We start from the raw sequence: 16,454 nt of genomic DNA, 5'->3' as shown, positions 1-16,454 counted from the left end.
GGGAGGCCGGGCATGGATCGAGCGCAGGTGGAGCGCAACCTCGTCGAGCAGGCGGCGCTCTACGGAGCCCCGCTCGCCGAGCTGCTCGCGCCGGTGCGCGAATCGCTCGGGATGACGCAAGCGCGGCTCGCGCAGGCGATGGGGCTCTCCGCGCCGATGCTCTCGCAGCTGCTGCAGGGCCAGCGGGTCAAGATCGGCAACCCCGTCGTGCTCGCGCGGATGGATGCGCTCATCGCGCTCGAGGCGGATGCCCGGGCGGGGCTGCCCGCGGCCGAGGTCGCGCGTCGCGCGCAAGAGATCGCCGCGTCGACCGTGCGCTCGACGCACGCGGGCGCGCCGGCGGAGGCACTCCGCGACGCACTGCTCGCGATCGCGCCGCGGGCGGAGCTCGAGGCCGCGATCGAGCAGCTCCGGACCGGCTACCCGCGAGTGGCCGACGGCCTCGCGGCGCTGCTGGCAGGCCCGCGCTAGGCGCGACGCCGCGCGCGGAGCCAGACGGCGAGCCCGACGAGCCCCGTTGCCACGAGCAGGCCGCCCGCGACGCCGAGCCCGATGGCGAGCGGGCCGGCGCCCGTCGCGCCGTCGTCCAAGGGGGCGGTCTCGACGGGCGCCGCGCCCGGGGTCGGCATCGCCGAGGGCGCGGCGGCGAGCTCCGGGGTGCCGCTCGGGTCGCCGACCACTTCGACGGTGAGCGTGTAGGGGATGATCCGCGGCTCCTCCATCGGGGCGAGCGAGACCACGACGGTGTGCTCCCCGGCGAGGCTCGCCTCCCCGGAGCGCCGCGCGGGCAGCGCGATCGGCGGGGTGGCGTTCGCGAGCCGCAGCCGCGTGTCCGCAGCCACGTCAGCCCAGCGCGCGCCGTCCGCGGCACGCGCGAGGAGGTCGCTCGCGATCCCGCCGACCGGGTCCAGGATGTGCAGCCTGCCCGCTTCGTACGGATGATCGGTGTCGTTCTCGAACGATGCGACCGCGCGCACCGACTGGCCCCAGTCGACCGGGACGGAGAAGAACTGCGTCTCGCCCGGCAGGATGTCGACCCGGTAGGAACCCGGCTCGATGCCGGCGGGATCGTTGAGGCTCGATCCCGGCTCGAGCTCGCCGCCGGCCGCGTCCTCCGCGAGGCCGAGCGTCCAGTCGCGCTCGGCTGAGACGGCCGCGGGGAGCGCGTCGAGGTTCGCGGGCAGCGGCTGCTCGACGAGGCGCAGCTCGAAGGGCACAGCCCCCGCGGGGGAGCCGAGGTCGGTGACCGAGAGCTCGAGCGCGTCCGCGGTCATGCACGCGTCGTCCGCGGCTTCGAGCGCACCGGCGCTCAGCGCGATGAGCGACGCCTGGGTCGAGCCGTCGGCCGACACGGTCTCGTAGCCGCACAGCGCGCCTTCGGCCTCGAGCCGGATCGTCACGGCACCGCCGCGGTGGTTCGCGGGGAGCACCCCGAGCATGCCGACGAGCAGCGTCGAGCCGGGGATGTCGCGCTCGACGACGTAGTGGCGCTCGGCGCCGGAGCCGTCGAGCTCGTCGACCCACTGCGTGCCGGCGCGGATGGCGGGCGCGTCCGACGCATCCGGCGTGCCGGTGACCGGGTTGCCGACGACGGAGAAGGGTCGGAAGGCGCGGGCCGCGAGCGCCGTGAGCGCGTGCTCGAGCCCAGCGGCGTCGGCGGCGTCGACGTACGCGCCTCGGCCGGCGTCGGCGACGCACCGCAGCTGTTCGCGCGCAGCGGGGTCGACGTCGAAGCCGACGACGTTGATCATGAGGTCGATGCCGCCGCCAGCGAGCTCCGCGGCGACGGTGCACGGGTCGGGATCGCAGTTCGCGAGGCCGTCCGAGACCAGCAGGATGGACCGCGGGCCATCGGTGCCGAGATCCGCGGCGGCCTCCTGGAGCGCGAAGCCGATGGGTGTCTCGCCGTAGGGCGCGTAGGCGACGGCCGCGGCGCGGAGGGCGTCGCGGTTCCCGGCGCCGACCGGCACGACGCGCTGCGAGTCGGTGCACGCGCCGGGGGACTCCTGGCCGAGCACGGTCGCGCCGAAGACCCGCAGGCCCACGCGCTGCTCGTCGTCGAGGCCGTCGAGGGCGCGGTCGATGGCGGTACGGGCGGCGTCGATGCGCGGGGCGCCCGTCGCGTCGGGCATCGCCATCGAGCCGCTCGCGTCGAGCACCAGCATGAGCGAGGCGTCGTCGCGCGGGCTCGCCGCGAGCGCGGGTGCCGCGCTGAGCGAGCTCGCGACGGCGAGCACGGCGACGAGCGCGGTCGCGAGGCGGATGCGTCGGAGCAAGGTGGTCTCCCTCGGTCGGGGCGGCAGGCCCGGCAATCTTTGCGATTGCGAATCTATGGGTTTGCGATCGCGAAGTCAAGGCTCATGCGAGCAGCAGTGCGGCGACGATGCTCGTGGCTCCCACGGCGAGCATCGCGAGCGATCCGGCGAGCAGCGCGCCCGCGCGACGCGACGACGCCCGATCCGGAGGGTCGTCCACCGCTGGGACCGGGCGGGCGCTCTCGGTCGGCATCGATGCATCCGGAGCCGGGCCACGAGGCCCCCATGCCGGCGGCAGCTCGGGGAGCTGCCGGAAGACCTCGACGTCGTCGCCGAGCGGGCGCTCGAGCAATCCGGTGGCGTGGAGCCGCTCGCGCAGCGACCCGGGCGACGGGCGCTCGCCGGGCGCCTCGGCGAGCATCTCGTCGACGAGCGCTCGCAGCACGCCGCCAGGGCCGAGCGCATCCAGGGTCATGCCGAGCGCGTAGACGTCCGCCGACGGGTGCGGATCGGCGTCGTGCGCCTCGGGGGCGCGGAAGCCCGCGGTGCCGACGGCGAACGGCCCGGTCGTGAGCCGAGGGCCGCCGATGCGCGCGGCGATGCCGAAGTCGGTGAGCCGCAACCGCGGCTCGCCCGTGCCCGTCGCGTCGAGCAGCAGGTTCGCCGGGGTGACGTCGCGGTGCACGACGCCAGCCGCGTGGACCGCCTCGAGCGCTTGCAGCGCCTGGTCGGCGATGCGCGCGATCCACGGTGCCGGCAGCGGCGCGAAGTCGCCGGCGAGGGTCGCGAGCGAGCCGCCGTCGACGAGCGGCATCGCGAGCAGCACGCGGTCGTCCTCGCCCGCCCAGCCCGTGGGGGTGAGCACGTGCGGGTGCCGGATGCGCGTGGCCTGCTCGCGCGCGAAGCGCACGAGCGAGGCCGCGTCGACCTGGCGGAGCACCTTCGCCGCGACGTACTGCCGCTCGCGCAGGTCCCACGCGCGCCAGACGACCCCTGAACCGCCCTCCGCGAGCGGGTCGACGAGCGCGAACCGCCCCGCGAATGCCACAGCCACACCCCGATCCTAGGCAGGGCTCGGCCACCGGTCCGCCCGCGCGCCGGGGCGGCATAGGATGGATGCGTGGAACCCGAGGACATCGAGGACTACGACCGCGAAGTCGAGCTGGCCCTCTTCAAGGAGTACCGCGACGTCGTCGGCATGTTCAAGCACGTCGTCGAGACCGAGCGACGGTTCTACCTCGCGAACGACGTCAAGGTCACGCGCCACGACGCAGGCACCGACTTCTACTTCGAGCTCGAGCTCACCGACGTCTGGGTGTGGGACATCTACCGCTCCGACCGCTTCATCAAGTCGGCGCGCATCCTGACCTTCAAGGACGTCAACGTCGAGGAGCTCGCCTCCCGCGACCTCGAGCTGCCGAAGGACCTCGCGATCGAGGAGTGACGCAGGCGGGCGCTGCCCGCTCGTTCTCCACAGCGCCGCGCCCGCGTCGCGCGCGCGAGCTGCCGCATCCGCTTTCCTCTGCCCCATGCGGGCGAAGGATGAGCTGGGGCTCGACGGCGAGGCGGCCGCGAGCGTGCACCTCGAGCGCGCGGGGATGCGCATCGTCGACCGGCGCTGGCGCTGCCCGCACGGGGAGGTCGACATCATCGCCCTCGACGGCGAGACGCTCGTCTTCGTCGAGGTGAAGACGCGCCGCGGCACCGAGTTCGGGCATCCGTTCGAGGCGATCACGCCCGAGAAGGTGAGGCGCCTGCGCACGCTCGCGGGCGTGTGGCTCGGCGAGCACCGCCATCGCGGGCCGATCCGCATGGACGCCGTCGCGGTCATCGCGCCGCGCTCCGGTCGCTGGCGCGTCGAGCACCTGCGGGGCATCGAGTGAGCGGCTTCGGGCGGGCGGCGTGCGTGGCGCTGCAGGGACTGGCGGGCGTCGGCGTGCAGATCGAGGTGCACGCCTCGAGCGGGCTGCCGCGCGTGCACATCGTCGGGCTGCCTGATCGCGCCGTGCAGCAGGCGCAGCACCGCACCTGGAGCGCGATCGCTCGAGCGGGGCTCACCCCGCCGCACGGGAAGACGGTCATCAACCTCACGCCCGCGTCGCTGCCGAAGGCCGGCACGCACTTCGACCTCGCGATGGGCGTCGCGGTGCTGCGCGCCATGCGGGTCGTACCGCCCGACGACGGCGAGACGGCGCTGCTCGGCGAGCTCGGGCTCGACGGCCGCCTGCGACCCGTCGCGGGCACGCTGCCGCTCGCGCGAGCTGCGGCCGAGGCCGGCATGACGCGCGTCGTGGTGCCGACCGCGTCCGTCGACGAGGCGTCGCTCGTCGCGGGCATCCGCGTGCTCGGAGCGCCGAGCCTCGCGCACGCGGCGGCGCTGCTCGGCGCCGACCTCGACCCGGAACCCGTCGAGCCCGTCCCGGCGGCCGCCCCCGTGCCGCGCGCCCACGCCGACCTCGACCTCGCCGACGTCGTCGGCAACCGCGACGCCGTCGAGGCGCTCGAGATCGCGGCCGCCGGCTCCCACCACCTGCTCATGGTCGGCCCGCCCGGCGCGGGCAAGACGATGCTCGCGATGCGGCTGCCCGGGATCCTCCCGGCGCTCACCGAGCAGGAGGCGCTCGAGGTCGCGTCGCTGCGCTCGCTCGCGGGCGAGCCGCCGCCCTCGACCCTCGACGTGCTGCCGCCGTTCGAGCACCCGCACCACTCCGCGACGGCTGTCTCGCTCGTGGGCGGTGGGTCGGGCACCATCCGCCCCGGCGCGGCGGCTCGAGCCACGCACGGCGTGCTCTTCTTGGACGAGGCGCCGGAGTTCCCGCGCACCGTGCTCGACATGCTGCGCCAGCCGCTCGAATCGGGCACGATCACGATCCACCGCGCGGCGGGTGTCGCGACGTTCCCCGCGCGCTTCCAGCTCCTGCTCGCCGCGAACCCGTGCCCGTGCGGGCTCTTCGGCAGCGGCGAGTGCACGTGCCCGCCGCAGCAGAGGCGCCGCTACTTCAGCCGCCTCTCCGGGCCGCTGCTCGACCGCGTCGACCTGCAGGTGCGGGTCGATCGCGTGCTGCCCGGCGCCGACGGCGCGCGGCGCTCGAGCGCCGAGGCTGCCGCGAGGGTCGCGGAGGCGAGGGCGCGCGCCGAGCGCCGGCTCGAGGGCACCGAGTGGCGCGCGATGGGCCACGTGCCGGGGCCGTGGCTGCGGCGGAACCTGCCGCTCGGCCGCGAGCTGCTGCTGCCGCTCGAGCAGGCCGTCGAGCGCGGCGCGCTCACGATGCGCGGGCTCGATCGCGCCGTTCGCGTCGCGTGGACGATGGCCGACCTCGATGGCGTCGACGCGCCGTCGCGCACCCACATCGGTCGAGCGCTCGCGCTCCGGAAGGGGATCCCCGCATGAAGCCGTACCGCATCCCGCTCGAGCGGCTGAGGGCGGCCGTGATCCCGACCATGCCCCCTGGCGTCGAGCCGACCGACGCCGAGGTCGTGGCGCGCTTCGCGGCCGGCGCCTGGACGGTGCTGCCCGAGCCCGGCGACGGCGCGGTCGGCGTCGCTCGCGAGCTCATCGGCGACGTGCGAGCGCTCGAGCTGCTCGTCGAGGGCGCCGGCGCGAGCACGTGGGCGGACGAGCTCGGCGACGCCGAGGCGGCACGAGCGGTCTCGGCGGGCGTCGAGCGCTGGCGGCCGCGGCTCGAGGCGGAGCGGATCCTCTCGGCGTTCACGCAAGGCGCGGCGTTCGGGCAGCTGCTGCTCACGAGAGCCGACGCGAGCTGGCCGACGGCCATCGACGACCTCGGTCCGCACGCGCCGGCCGGGCTGTGGGTCCGCGGCGATCCGGCGACGCTCGCGCGGTGCGCGCGCTCGGCCGCGCTCGTCGGCTCGCGCGCCTCGTCGGGCTACGGCGAGCTCGTCACCGGGCAGCTCGCCGCCGGGCTCGTCGACCGCGGGTTCGCCGTCGTCTCCGGCGGCGCGTACGGCATCGACGGCACCGCGCATCGCGCCGCGATGGCCGCCGGGGGCACGACCGTCGCCGTGCTCGCCGGCGGACTCGATCGCTTCTACCCGGCGGGGCACGACGAGCTGCTGCAGCGCGTCGCCGCGACCGGTTGCGTCATCGCCGAGGCGCCGAGCGGCGTGCCGCCCACCCGCTGGCGGTTCCTCGCGCGCAACCGGCTCATCGCGGCGCTCGCGAGCGCGACCGTCGTCGTCGAGGCGGGGAGCCGCTCCGGGTCGATCAACACCGCGGGGCACGCCGCGGCGCTCGGGCGGCCGCTCGGCGCCGTGCCCGGCCCCGTCACCTCGGGCGCGAGCACCGGCTGCCACCGGCTGCTGCGCGACTACGGCGCGGCGGTGATCGAGCGCGCCGAGCACATCGTCGAGCTCGTCGACGGGCCGGGGGAGGAGCAGCCGCCGATCGGCGGGCTCTCGAGCGACGAGCTGCGGGTGCTCGACGCGCTGAGCGCGAGGGCGGCGCGCGACGTCGACGAACTCGCCGTGCGCACCGGCATGGCGCGCGGCGACGTCGTCGCGTCGCTCTCGCTCCTCGAGCTCGGCGCGCGAGCCGTCGAGCGCGCGGGTGGTTGGGTGAAAGCGGCGCGGTAGGCGGTGGCGGTGCCGTCCGGCGCGTTCGCCGGAGCCGCGCGCCGCGCGTGACTAGCCTGAGCGCGTGACCTACGGCATGCACCCGGACGCGGCGGTCGTCATCGCGCACCTCAGCGACACGCACCTGCTCGCGGGCGGCGCGCCGCTCGCCGACCTCGTCGACACCGAGGCACACCTCCGCGACACCGCGGCGCGGCTGCGCGTCGCGGCCGCGGACGCCGACGTCATCGTCGTCTCGGGCGACGTCGCCGACCTCGGGGAGCCCGGCGCGTACGCGCTCGCGCGCGAGATCCTCGAGCCCGTCGCCGCCGAGATCGGCGCACCGATCGTCTGGACCGCCGGCAACCACGACGAGCGGCCCGCGATGCGCGAGGCGCTCGGCCTCGGCGGCGGGCCCCTCGACCCGATCGACTCGATCGTCGAGGTGGGCGGGCTGCGGATCGTCGCGCTCGACTCGAGCCTGCCCGGCTGGCACCACGGCGGCTTCGACGAGGGCCAGGCGGCGTGGCTCGCCGACGCGCTCGCCGACCCGCCCGCGCTCGGCTGCGTGCTCGTCATGCACCACCCGCCGCTGCCGTACCGGACGCGCCTGATGCGGCTGCTCGAGTTCCGCGACGAGCAGCGCCTGCGCGAGGTCGTCGACGGCGCCGACGTGCGCGCGATCCTCTCCGGCCACCTCCACATCGGCGGCTCGGGCACCTTCGCCGAGGTGCCCGTCGTGCTCGCGAGCGCGACGAGCTACGCCGACGACCTCGCCGGCCCGCCGCCGGCGATGCACGGCATCGACGCGACCCAGTCGTTCAACCTCGTCGAGGTGTACGCCGACGCGATCGCCCACTCGGTCGTGCCGGCGCTGCCGCACGACTCGCGCGAGACGGTGCCCGCCGAGCTCGCGCGCGCCGTCGACGCGCTCGAGCCCGCCGAACGGCTCGACCGCTTCAGCCGCAAGCCCGCTCCCGCCGACGAGGCCTGAGTGCTGCTCGCCGAGGGCATCGAGGGCTACCTCGCCCACCTCGAGCGCGAGCGCGGCTACTCGGCCAACACCGTGCGCGGCTACCGCGGCGACCTCCGCAGCCTCGAGGAGCACTGCGAGCGCTCGGGCATCCGCGACGCCGCCGACGTCGACCTCGACGCGCTCCGCGACTGGCTCTACGCGAGCGCGGAGTCGGGCATGGGCAAGTCGACGATCGCCCGGCGCTCGGCCGCGGCGCGCGGGTTCAGCCGGTGGCTCGCCGCGCACGGCGGCGACGACGTCGCGGCGCGGCTGCGCACGCCGAAGCGCGATCGCCACTTGCCGCGCGTGCTCTCCCGGCAAGCGATCGACGCCGTGCTGGCGTCGCTCCACGCAGCGGCTGCCGAGGGCGACGCGACGGCGCTCCGCGACGTCGCCGTCGTCGAGCTGCTCTACGCGAGCGCGCTGCGGGTCAGCGAGCTCGTCGGGCTCGACGTCGACGACGTCGATCTCGAGCGGCTCACCGTGCGCGTCACGGGCAAGGGGTCGAAGGAGCGCGTCGTCCCCTTCGGCCGGCCCGCGCTCGACGCGATCGTCGACTGGCTCCGCAGCGGCCGGCCGCGGCTCGTGAGCGCCGCGCGCTCGCAGCCGGCGCTCTTCCTCGGCGCGCGGGGCGGGCGCCTCGGGCAGCGGCGCGTGCACGAGCTCGTGACGTCGCTGCTCGAGGCGACGCCGGGCTCGGGCCCGCACGGGCCGCACACCCTCCGCCACACCGCGGCGACGCACCTCCTCGACGGGGGCGCCGACCTCCGCGCGGTGCAGGAGATGCTCGGCCACTCGAGCCTCGGCACGACGCAGATCTACACGCACGTCTCGCTCGAGCGCCTCGCCGAGGCGTACCGCACCGCCCACCCGCGCGCTTGAGCGCACCCGCGCGCCCGAGCGCATCCGCGTGCCAGGGTGCGCTTGCCGCCCCGCATGGGCAGCAGCACCGGCCGCTCGACGCCGAGGAGCGGCAGCGGGTCGACGTACTGCCCGGCGAGCCGCGCCCCGACGTGCAGCCTCGTCGCGCCCGGCACGTGGCCGGGCAGCAGCGTGCCGATCCGCTCGCCCCGGCGCACGGCATCGCCGCGCGCGACGGCGGGCTCGACCGGCTCGAAGCTCGACACGAGCCCGCCCGCGTGCTCGATCGAGACGACCGGCCGGCCGGCGACCGGGCCGGCGAACCGCACCGTGCCGTCGTCGGGCGCGACGACCGCCGACCCCGGTGCCGCTTCGAGGTCGATGCCGCGATGCCCGGGACCGTAGGGCCCGGCCGCCATGTCGAACGCGCGCGCCACGACCGCCGGCTCGACCGGCCACACCCACGGCGCGACGGCGAGCGCGAGCAGGATCGCGAGGGCGCGCATCCCGACAGCGTGCCGCGGAGGGCGGCGGGGCGGGGCGGATGCGCGCGGCACCGGTGGAGAACGCGCCCGCGACGGCGGGCCCCGCGGCGTGTAGCATGGGAGGGCGTCGCCTCTCGGCGATGACTACGCGCGCCCGTCGCGACGACACCTCCGTTGGTCCAGCTCTCGAGCACAGAGCCTGCACGCTCCGTGCTCGAACGCCTGGTGGGGGTGCGTCAGGGCGCCAGGGGCTCGGCCGACCGGTCGAGCCGGCAACCAGAACAGAAGAAGGAGGCGGCCATGGCCGTCGTCACGACTCGCCAGCTGCTCGACAGCGGCGTGCACTTCGGGCACCAGACCCGACGCTGGAACCCCAAGATGAAGCGATTCATCTTCACGGAGCGCTCCGGCATCTACATCATCGACCTGCAGCAGTCGCTCGCCCACATCGACAAGGCGTACGACTTCGTCAAGGAGACCGTCGCCCACGGCGGCAGCGTGCTCTTCGTCGGCACCAAGAAGCAGGCGCAGGAGTCGATCGCCGAGCAGGCGACGCGCGTGGGCCAGCCCTACGTCAACCAGCGCTGGCTCGGTGGCCTGCTCACGAACTTCAACACGGTCTCGAAGCGACTGAGCCGCATGAAGGAGCTCGAGGAGCTCGACTTCGACGACACGACGCAGGGCTACACGAAGAAGGAGCTGCTGCTCAAGAAGCGCGAGCTCCTCAAGCTGCAGAAGTCGCTCGGCGGCATCCGCAACCTGCAGCGCACGCCGTCCGCGCTGTGGATCGTCGACACGAACAAGGAGCACCTCGCGGTCGACGAGGCGAAGAAGCTCGGCATCCCGATCATCGCCATCCTCGACACGAACTGCGACCCCGACGACGTCGCCTACCCGATCCCGGGCAACGACGACGCGATCCGCTCGGTCGCGCTGCTGACGAAGATCGTGGCCGACGCGGCCGCCGAGGGCCTCATGCAGCGCCACGGCGGCGGTGCCGACGGCGAGGTCGAGCCGATGGCCGAGTGGGAGCGCGAGCTCCTCGAGCAGGCGAACGCCGAGCAGGCCGCCGCGCCCGCCGCCGACGCCGCGCCCGCCGCGGAGGAGGCGCCGGCCGAGGCCGCCGCCGAGGCTCCGGCCGAGGAGGCGCCCGCCGCCGAGACCACCGAGGACGCCACCGCGTCCGAGTCGAACTAAGGAGCAGCGCATGGCCAACATCAGCATCGCCGACCTCAAGATGCTGCGCGAGCAGCTCGGCACCGGCATGAGCGACACGAAGGCCGCCCTCGAGGAGGCCGGCGGCGACGTCGAGAAGGCGACCGAGATCCTCCGCCTCAAGGGCGCGAAGGGCAACGCGAAGCGCGCCGACCGCTCCACGAGCGAGGGCCTCGTCGCCGTCGCCGAGGGCGAGGGCGCCGTCACGATGATCGCGCTTGGCTGCGAGACCGACTTCGTCGCGAAGAACGAGAAGTTCATCGCGCTCTCGGAGCGCGTCGTCGCAGCGGTCGCCGCCGCGGGCGCGACCGACCTCGAGTCGGCGCTCGCCGCGCCGGCCGAGTCGGGCACCGTCAAGTCGATCATCGAGGAGCAGGCCGCCACCATCGGCGAGAAGGTCGAGCTCACGAAGGTCACGCGCGTCGAGGGCCAGCAGCACGCCGTCTACCTGCACCGCACGTCGAAGGACCTGCCCCCGCAGGTCGGCGTCGTGGTCGCCTACTCGGGCGACGACGCGGAGACGGCGCGCGCCGTCGCGCAGCACATCGCGATGTTCGACCCGACCTTCGTCTCGCGCGACGAGGTGCCGGCCGAGCAGGTCGAGAAGGAGCGCGAGCTCGTCTCGGAGATCGCTCGCGGCGAGGGCAAGCCCGAGGGCGCCCTGCCGAAGATCATCGAGGGCCGCCTCAACGGCTTCTTCAAGCAGATCGTCCTGCTCGACCAGGACTACGCCCGCGACAGCAAGCAGACCGTCGGCAAGGTCCTCGAGGCCGCCGGCCTCACGGTCACCGGCTTCGCGCGCTTCAAGGTCGGCGCGTAGCAGCACGCTCGACAGGAGGGCCGGGGGAGACCCCGGCCCTCCGTCGTCCCCCGGCACGGAGCAGTGCCCGGACCGCGCCGTCCGGCGGTCGCGGTAGGCTTCTGGAGGCCCGCCGGGGGTCACGATCCAGGAGGAGTCCATGCCAGCACAGTCGCGCCGCCGAGTCCTCCTGAAGCTCTCGGGCGAGTCGTTCGGCGGCGGCAGCCTCGGCGTGAACCCCGACGTCGTCTCCGCGATCGCGAAGCAGATCGCCGAGGCGGCGGAGACCGTCGAGATCGCGATCGTCGTCGGCGGCGGCAACTTCTTCCGCGGCGCCGAGCTGAGCCAGCGCGGCATGGACCGCGGCCGCGCCGACTACATGGGCATGCTCGGCACGGTCATGAACTCGCTCGCGCTGCAGGACTTCCTCGAGCAGGCGGGCGCCGAGACGCGCGTGCAGTCGGCCATCCAGATGACGCAGGTCGCCGAGCCGTACATCCCGCGCCGCGCCGAGCGCCACCTCGAGAAGGGCCGCGTCGTGATCTTCGGCGCGGGCGCCGGCCTGCCCTACTTCTCGACCGACACCGTCGCGGCGCAGCGCGCCCTCGAGATCGACGCCGATCAGGTGCTCGTCGCCAAGAACGGCGTCGACGGCGTCTACAGCGCCGACCCCAAGCTCGACGCGAGCGCGACCCGCTTCGACGAGATCACGTACCAGGACGCACTCGTGCGCGGCCTCAAGGTCGTCGACTCGACCGCGTTCAGCCTGTGCATGGACAACCGGATGCCGATGCGCGTCTTCGGCATGGACGGCGACGGCGCGCTCGCCAAGGCGATCCTCGGCGAGCCGGTCGGCACGCTCGTGCGCGCCTGATCGCGCGATCCGCGCACTAGAATCCACAGCAACGGAAGGAACCACGTGATCAGCGACGTTCTGGCTTCGGCCAAGGAGAAGATGACGCAGTCGATCGAGGTCGCGAAGGACGACTTCCAGACGGTGAGCGCCGGCCGCGCGAACCCCGCGCTGTTCCAGCGCCTCAACGTCGAGTACTACGGCACGCCGACGCCGCTCATGCAGCTCGCGTCGTTCCAGCAGCCCGAGGCCCGCGTGCTCGTCATCACGCCCTTCGACAAGTCGGCGCTCAAGGACATCGAGCGCGCGATCGTCAACGCGCCGCACCTCGGCGTCACGCCCTCGAACGACGGCCAGATCGTGCGCATCACGATGCCCGAGCTCACGGCCGAGCGCCGCAAGGACTACGTGAAGATCGTCAAGGACAAGGCCGAGCAGGCCCGCGTCGCGATCCGCAACGTGCGCCGCCAGGCGATGACCGACCTCGACAAGCTCACCGGCGAGGTCGGCGACGACGAGATCGCGCGCGCCGAGAAGGAGCTCGAGCAGATCACGAAGCAGTCGATCGAGGGCGTCGACGAGGCGCTCAAGAAGAAGGAGGCCGAGCTCCTCGAGGTCTGATCGAGGGCTCGGGAGGCGACGGATGCGCAAGGAGCATCGCAGCGCCGCCGAGATCGACGCCCAGATCCAGGCGCAGATCCACGCGGCCAGGGATCAGATCGAGGCGGCCCGCGCGCGCGTCAACAAGCGCACGGGGCGCGACCTCGCGGCCGCGATCGGCATCGGCCTCCTGCTCGGCGGGCTGCTGCTCGCGAGCCTGCTGTGGGTCAAGACCCTCTTCATGCTCCTCGGCACCGTCATGGTGGGCTTCGCGCTCTACGAGCTCGCGAGCGCCCTGCGGTTCGCCGGCCGCGACGTGCCGCGCATCCCGCTCGTGCTGCTCGGCAGCGCGATCGTCCCGATCACGTGGTACTTCGGCGCCGCGGGCCTGTGGTGGTCCACGCTCGGCGCGATCGCGCTCGTCGCGCTCGTGCGCGTGCTCGAGCTCGCCGACGTGCGCACCCGCACCGGCGCATCCGCCGTCTTCGCCGACGTCACGGGCGGCGCGCTCTGCATCGCCTACATCGCGGTGCTCGGCAGCTTCGCCGTGCTGCTCACCGCGCAGGAGGGCGGGCAGTGGTGGACGCTCGCGATGATCGCGATGACGACCGTCATCGACACCGGCGCACTCGCCGCCGGCGTGTGGCTCGGCAAGCACAAGCTCGCGCCGCGCATCAGCCCCGGCAAGACGTGGGAGGGCCTCGCGGGCGGCGCGCTCGCCGCGACGCTCGCCGGCATCGCGCTCTCGGTGTGGCTGCTGGGGCAGGAGTGGTGGTTCGGCTTCATCCTCGCCGCGCTCCTCGTCGTCACCGCGACGGTCGGCGACCTCGCCGAGTCGATCATCAAGCGCGACCTCGGCATCAAGGACATCGGGTCGTTCCTGCCGGGCCACGGCGGGTTCCTCGATCGGCTCGACTCGATCCTGCCGAGCGCGGTCGTCATGATGGCGCTCTTCCAGGTGGTGCACGCCTGACGCGAGCCGCCCCTGGCATGATGGTGACGATGAGCACGTTCCCGAGGGCGAAGCGGTCGCAGCCCGGCTACGACATCGAGCAGGTCGAGGACTTCCTCGAGGACGCTCGACGGGCCTACGCGACCGACGCCCGCGCGGCCACGGCGATCGACTCGTCGAGCATCCGGCGCACGAGCTTCCCGATGCAGAAGGGCGGCTACTCGCCCGCGCACGTCGACGCCGCGCTCGAGCGGCTCGAGGAGGCGTTCGCGCGGCGGGAGCACGAGCGCGGCATCGCCGAGCACGGCGAGGAGGCCTGGTACGCGCAGATCCGCGAGCGCGCCGTGCAGGTGCTCGAGCAGCTGCGCCGCCCCGACGGCGAGCGGTTCCGGCGCGTGAGCCGCATCTCGCGCGGCTACCGGGTCGCGGAGGTCGATGCGTTCGCGCTCCGCATCGCCGACTACCTCGAGGACGGGCCCGACATGTCGGCCCGCGAGGTGCGCACCGCCCAGTTCGACGCCCAGTTCGGCGGCTACGACGAGGACGAGGTGGATGCGATGCTCGACTCGGTCGTCGGGCTCATGCTGGCGGTGCGCTGACCCTCGCACCCTCGGCGTCGTTACCATTCCGTGATAACGTGGATCCTCGTGTTCACCCGATCTGCCACCGCTTCCGCGCGCTCGACGCGCACTCGCGGCGTGCTCTCGGGCGTCTCGCTCGTCGCCGCCGCGGGCTTCGTGCTCGTCTCCGTCGCCGCGACCCCCGGCGCGCAGGTCGCCGCCGAGCCGGCGACGCTGCTGAGCGAGCCGCGACCGGGGCAGGCGCTCGGCGAGGTCACGGGCGAGCAGGCGTCGCTCGTCCGCGACACGATCGTCGTGCACACCCCGACGCCCACCCCGACCCCCGAGCCCGCGCCCGTCGCGGCCGCACCCGCTGCCGCCTCGAGCGGCGGCACGGCGGCTCGCGCCGCGCTGCCGATCCCCGCGGTCGCCGCGCCCGATCCCGGCTCCGCGCAGGCGATCGCGCGCCAGATGGTGCTCGCCCGCGGCTGGGGCGAGGACCAGTACTCCTGCCTCTACTCGCTGTGGCAGAAGGAGTCGAACTGGAACGTCTACGCGCAGAACCGCTCGAGCGGCGCGTACGGCATCCCGCAGTCGCTGCCCGGATCGAAGATGGCCTCGGCCGGCGCCGACTGGCAGACGAACCCCGTGACGCAGATCACGTGGGGCCTCGGCTACATCTCGGGCCGCTACGGCACCCCGTGCGGCGCCTGGGGCCACTCGCAGCGGGTCGGCTGGTACTGATGCCGTCGCGGCGGCCGTCCCGTCGCCGCGCCACCGAGCACGTGCCGCTCGACGTCGAGCGGCTCATGCAGGGCGTGCGGCGCGTCGAGCGCCGCGCGGGCGGGGAGTGGCACGTGCAGCCGATGGCCGCGCACGCCGCGGTGAAGGACTACTCGTGCCCCGGCTGCGGCCAGTCCGTCACGGCCGGCACCGCGCACGTCGTCGTCTGGCGCGCCGACTCGATCTTCGGCGAGCGGGCGATCGAGGATCGGCGCCACTGGCACACCGGCTGCTGGCGCGCCGCCTGAGCTACTTGAGGTCCTGCTTCGGGATCACGACTTCCTTCAGGATCAGCTGGATCGCCGCGGCGACCGGGATCGCGACGAGCGCGCCGAGGATGCCGAGCAGCGTGCCGCCCGTGAGGGCCGCGAGCACGACCACGACGCCCGGCACCTTCACCGCGCGGTTCATGACCTGCGGGCTGATGACGTACGCCTCGAGCTGCATGTAGACGAGGTACCAGATCGCGACCGGCAGCGCCGTCTGCGGACCGTCGAGCAGCAGCACGAGCAACGAGATGACGACGGATGCGGTGATGGTGCCGACGAGCGGGATGGTCGAGGCGATGAGCGCGATGAAGGCGTAGACGCCCGCGAGCTCGGAGCCGACGATCGAGAGCACGATGAGCGAGAGCGTGCCGTTCAGCAGCCCGAGGGCGCCCTGCCCGAGCACGAAGCGCCCGACCGACTTCATGATCTGCTCGGCGATCTCGATGAACTTCGGCCGCGACGACGCCGGCACGAGGCGGTACATGCCCGACTTGATGGCCGGCAGCGAGCCCGTGAAGTAGAGCATGAGCACGACGACGATGAGCCCGCCGCCGATCGCGAACGCGACCTGCCCGATGCTCGCGACGATCGAGCCGACCACCTCCGCCATCCACGGGGGCAGCGACGACCAGGTGTTGAAGTCGGTGAGCGCGCCGCCGAGCTGGTCGAGGGTGCCGTCGACGTCGAACGCCGGGAACGTCTCGCGCACCCAGTCGAGCACGCTGTCGAGCAGCCCGCTCTCGACCTCCTGCACGATCGCCTGCACGAGCAGCGAGAACTGCGCGATGATCGTCGGCACGATGAGCCAGCCGGCGCCCACGAGGGCCGCGACGATCACGATGAAGATCAGCAGCACGGCCGCCCAGCGCGGCACGCGGCGGCGGATGAGGAACTGGATGACCGGCTCGAGGCCGAGCGCGAGGAAGATGCCCGCGAAGGCCCACACGAGCACGGTGCCGATCTGCTGCACCGCGGCGCCGATGGCGATGGCGAGGAGCACGCCGAGGCCGCCGAGCAGGCCGAGCACGAAGGCGTTGCGGATCTTCACATCCGAATCCTAGGCGGACGCCCGGGCCTGCTCCCTGCACGGCGCGCGGCCGGGACGGCGCAGGGGCGGGCTTGGCAGCACCCAGGGTGCGTCGGTACCCTGGAGGCTTGCCTGCTCTGCGTCGTCCGGCCGGACGGCCCGCCGCATCCCGCGGCGAGCGTGAAAGGACCTCTGACCCGTGCGATAC

General features: G+C 73.9%; 19 protein-coding genes. 15 read left to right on the top strand and 4 right to left on the bottom strand.

Annotated elements, in window-relative coordinates:
• Positions 1–12 precede the first annotated feature (12 nt).
• Positions 13–471 (top strand): helix-turn-helix domain-containing protein, encoded by a 459-nt coding sequence (locus L332_RS29605; protein WP_021011427.1) that lies wholly within the window; start codon positions 13–15, stop codon positions 469–471.
• Here L332_RS29605 and L332_RS26805 read toward each other — a convergent pair.
• Positions 468–2,276: a VWA domain-containing protein gene (locus L332_RS26805; RefSeq protein WP_021011426.1), complete on the bottom strand. Its 1,809-nt coding sequence runs from the start codon at positions 2,274–2,276 to the stop codon at positions 468–470. The genes L332_RS29605 and L332_RS26805 overlap by 4 nt on opposite strands.
• A gap of 82 nt (positions 2,277–2,358) precedes the next feature.
• Positions 2,359–3,309: a serine/threonine-protein kinase gene (locus L332_RS26800; protein ID WP_041204100.1), complete on the bottom strand. Its 951-nt coding sequence runs from the start codon at positions 3,307–3,309 to the stop codon at positions 2,359–2,361.
• 66 nt (positions 3,310–3,375) lie between these two features.
• On the opposite strand from L332_RS26800, the gene L332_RS26795 reads away from it, so the two are divergent.
• The 6 genes from L332_RS26795 to L332_RS26770 all read left to right on the top strand — a co-directional run bounded on the left by L332_RS26795 (position 3,376) and on the right by L332_RS26770 (position 8,724).
• Positions 3,376–3,699, top strand: coding sequence for a DUF2469 domain-containing protein (locus L332_RS26795; RefSeq protein ID WP_021011424.1), 324 nt, complete (start codon positions 3,376–3,378; stop codon positions 3,697–3,699).
• Positions 3,700–3,784: 85 nt separating this feature from the next.
• A complete protein-coding gene (locus tag L332_RS26790; RefSeq protein ID WP_021011423.1) occupies positions 3,785–4,138 on the top strand; it encodes a YraN family protein in 354 nt (117 codons plus the stop codon).
• Between the two features lie 23 nt (positions 4,139–4,161).
• Positions 4,162–5,646 (top strand): YifB family Mg chelatase-like AAA ATPase, encoded by a 1,485-nt coding sequence (locus tag L332_RS26785; RefSeq protein WP_021011422.1) that lies wholly within the window; start codon positions 4,162–4,164, stop codon positions 5,644–5,646.
• Entirely contained in the window at positions 5,643–6,848 is a 1,206-nt protein-coding gene (gene dprA, locus L332_RS26780; protein WP_021011421.1) for a DNA-processing protein DprA, read from the top strand. Before L332_RS26785 ends, dprA begins: the two co-directional genes overlap by 4 nt.
• A gap of 64 nt (positions 6,849–6,912) precedes the next feature.
• Positions 6,913–7,821 (top strand): metallophosphoesterase, encoded by a 909-nt coding sequence (locus L332_RS26775; protein ID WP_021011420.1) that lies wholly within the window; start codon positions 6,913–6,915, stop codon positions 7,819–7,821.
• Positions 7,822–8,724, top strand: a complete 903-nt coding sequence (locus L332_RS26770; protein ID WP_021011419.1) for a tyrosine recombinase XerC — start codon at positions 7,822–7,824, stop codon at positions 8,722–8,724.
• Here L332_RS26770 and L332_RS26765 read toward each other — a convergent pair.
• Positions 8,661–9,209, bottom strand: a complete 549-nt coding sequence (locus tag L332_RS26765; RefSeq protein WP_021011418.1) for a murein hydrolase activator EnvC family protein — start codon at positions 9,207–9,209, stop codon at positions 8,661–8,663. The genes L332_RS26770 and L332_RS26765 overlap by 64 nt on opposite strands.
• Positions 9,210–9,488: 279 nt before the next feature.
• Between L332_RS26765 and rpsB the strand changes: the two genes are divergently transcribed.
• The 8 genes from rpsB to L332_RS26725 all read left to right on the top strand — a co-directional run bounded on the left by rpsB (position 9,489) and on the right by L332_RS26725 (position 15,198).
• A complete protein-coding gene (gene rpsB, locus L332_RS26760; RefSeq protein ID WP_021011417.1) occupies positions 9,489–10,385 on the top strand; it encodes a 30S ribosomal protein S2 in 897 nt (298 codons plus the stop codon).
• Between the two features lie 10 nt (positions 10,386–10,395).
• Positions 10,396–11,223 carry a translation elongation factor Ts gene (gene tsf / locus L332_RS26755; RefSeq protein WP_021011416.1) on the top strand — a complete coding sequence of 276 codons (828 nt, stop codon included), beginning with the start codon at positions 10,396–10,398 and terminating at the stop codon, positions 11,221–11,223.
• A gap of 139 nt (positions 11,224–11,362) precedes the next feature.
• Complete coding sequence (pyrH, locus tag L332_RS26750) at positions 11,363–12,076, top strand: UMP kinase (RefSeq protein ID WP_021011415.1); 714 nt, start codon at positions 11,363–11,365, stop codon at positions 12,074–12,076.
• Between the two features lie 45 nt (positions 12,077–12,121).
• Positions 12,122–12,676 carry a ribosome recycling factor gene (gene frr, locus L332_RS26745; protein ID WP_021011414.1) on the top strand — a complete coding sequence of 185 codons (555 nt, stop codon included), beginning with the start codon at positions 12,122–12,124 and terminating at the stop codon, positions 12,674–12,676.
• A gap of 22 nt (positions 12,677–12,698) precedes the next feature.
• The gene (locus L332_RS26740) at positions 12,699–13,628 is read left to right on the top strand and encodes a phosphatidate cytidylyltransferase (protein ID WP_021011413.1); all 930 of its coding nucleotides are present in this window, start codon (positions 12,699–12,701) and stop codon (positions 13,626–13,628) included.
• 29 nt (positions 13,629–13,657) lie between these two features.
• The gene (locus L332_RS26735; RefSeq protein WP_021011412.1) at positions 13,658–14,206 is read left to right on the top strand and encodes a DivIVA domain-containing protein; all 549 of its coding nucleotides are present in this window, start codon (positions 13,658–13,660) and stop codon (positions 14,204–14,206) included.
• A 30-nt stretch (positions 14,207–14,236) separates the two neighbouring features.
• Complete coding sequence (locus tag L332_RS30800) at positions 14,237–14,911, top strand: aggregation-promoting factor C-terminal-like domain-containing protein (protein WP_235045095.1); 675 nt, start codon at positions 14,237–14,239, stop codon at positions 14,909–14,911.
• Positions 14,911–15,198, top strand: coding sequence for a hypothetical protein (locus L332_RS26725; protein WP_021011411.1), 288 nt, complete (start codon positions 14,911–14,913; stop codon positions 15,196–15,198). Before L332_RS30800 ends, L332_RS26725 begins: the two co-directional genes overlap by 1 nt.
• A gap of 1 nt (position 15,199) precedes the next feature.
• Here L332_RS26725 and L332_RS26720 read toward each other — a convergent pair whose 3' ends face one another.
• Complete coding sequence (locus L332_RS26720) at positions 15,200–16,267, bottom strand: AI-2E family transporter (RefSeq protein WP_021011410.1); 1,068 nt, start codon at positions 16,265–16,267, stop codon at positions 15,200–15,202.
• Positions 16,268–16,454: the final 187 nt, after the last annotated feature.

Source organism: Agrococcus pavilionensis RW1 (assembly GCF_000400485.1).
GTDB classification, from domain to species: domain Bacteria; phylum Actinomycetota; class Actinomycetes; order Actinomycetales; family Microbacteriaceae; genus Agrococcus; species Agrococcus pavilionensis.
The sequence above is the reverse complement of the archived record's forward strand: the minus strand, read 5'-3'. Positions and strand labels throughout refer to the sequence as shown.

Coding starts and splice junctions, on each gene's coding strand:
- L332_RS29605 (WP_021011427.1), top strand. CDS start 13: ATGGATCGAGCGCAGGTGGAGCGCAACCTCGTCGAGCAGGCGGCGCTC.
- L332_RS26790 (WP_021011423.1), top strand. CDS start 3,785: ATGCGGGCGAAGGATGAGCTGGGGCTCGACGGCGAGGCGGCCGCGAGC.
- dprA (WP_021011421.1), top strand. CDS start 5,643: ATGAAGCCGTACCGCATCCCGCTCGAGCGGCTGAGGGCGGCCGTGATC.
- L332_RS26765 (WP_021011418.1), bottom strand. CDS start 9,209: ATGCGCGCCCTCGCGATCCTGCTCGCGCTCGCCGTCGCGCCGTGGGTG.
- rpsB (WP_021011417.1), top strand. CDS start 9,489: ATGGCCGTCGTCACGACTCGCCAGCTGCTCGACAGCGGCGTGCACTTC.
- tsf (WP_021011416.1), top strand. CDS start 10,396: ATGGCCAACATCAGCATCGCCGACCTCAAGATGCTGCGCGAGCAGCTC.
- pyrH (WP_021011415.1), top strand. CDS start 11,363: ATGCCAGCACAGTCGCGCCGCCGAGTCCTCCTGAAGCTCTCGGGCGAG.
- L332_RS26740 (WP_021011413.1), top strand. CDS start 12,699: ATGCGCAAGGAGCATCGCAGCGCCGCCGAGATCGACGCCCAGATCCAG.
- L332_RS26735 (WP_021011412.1), top strand. CDS start 13,658: ATGAGCACGTTCCCGAGGGCGAAGCGGTCGCAGCCCGGCTACGACATC.
- L332_RS26725 (WP_021011411.1), top strand. CDS start 14,911: ATGCCGTCGCGGCGGCCGTCCCGTCGCCGCGCCACCGAGCACGTGCCG.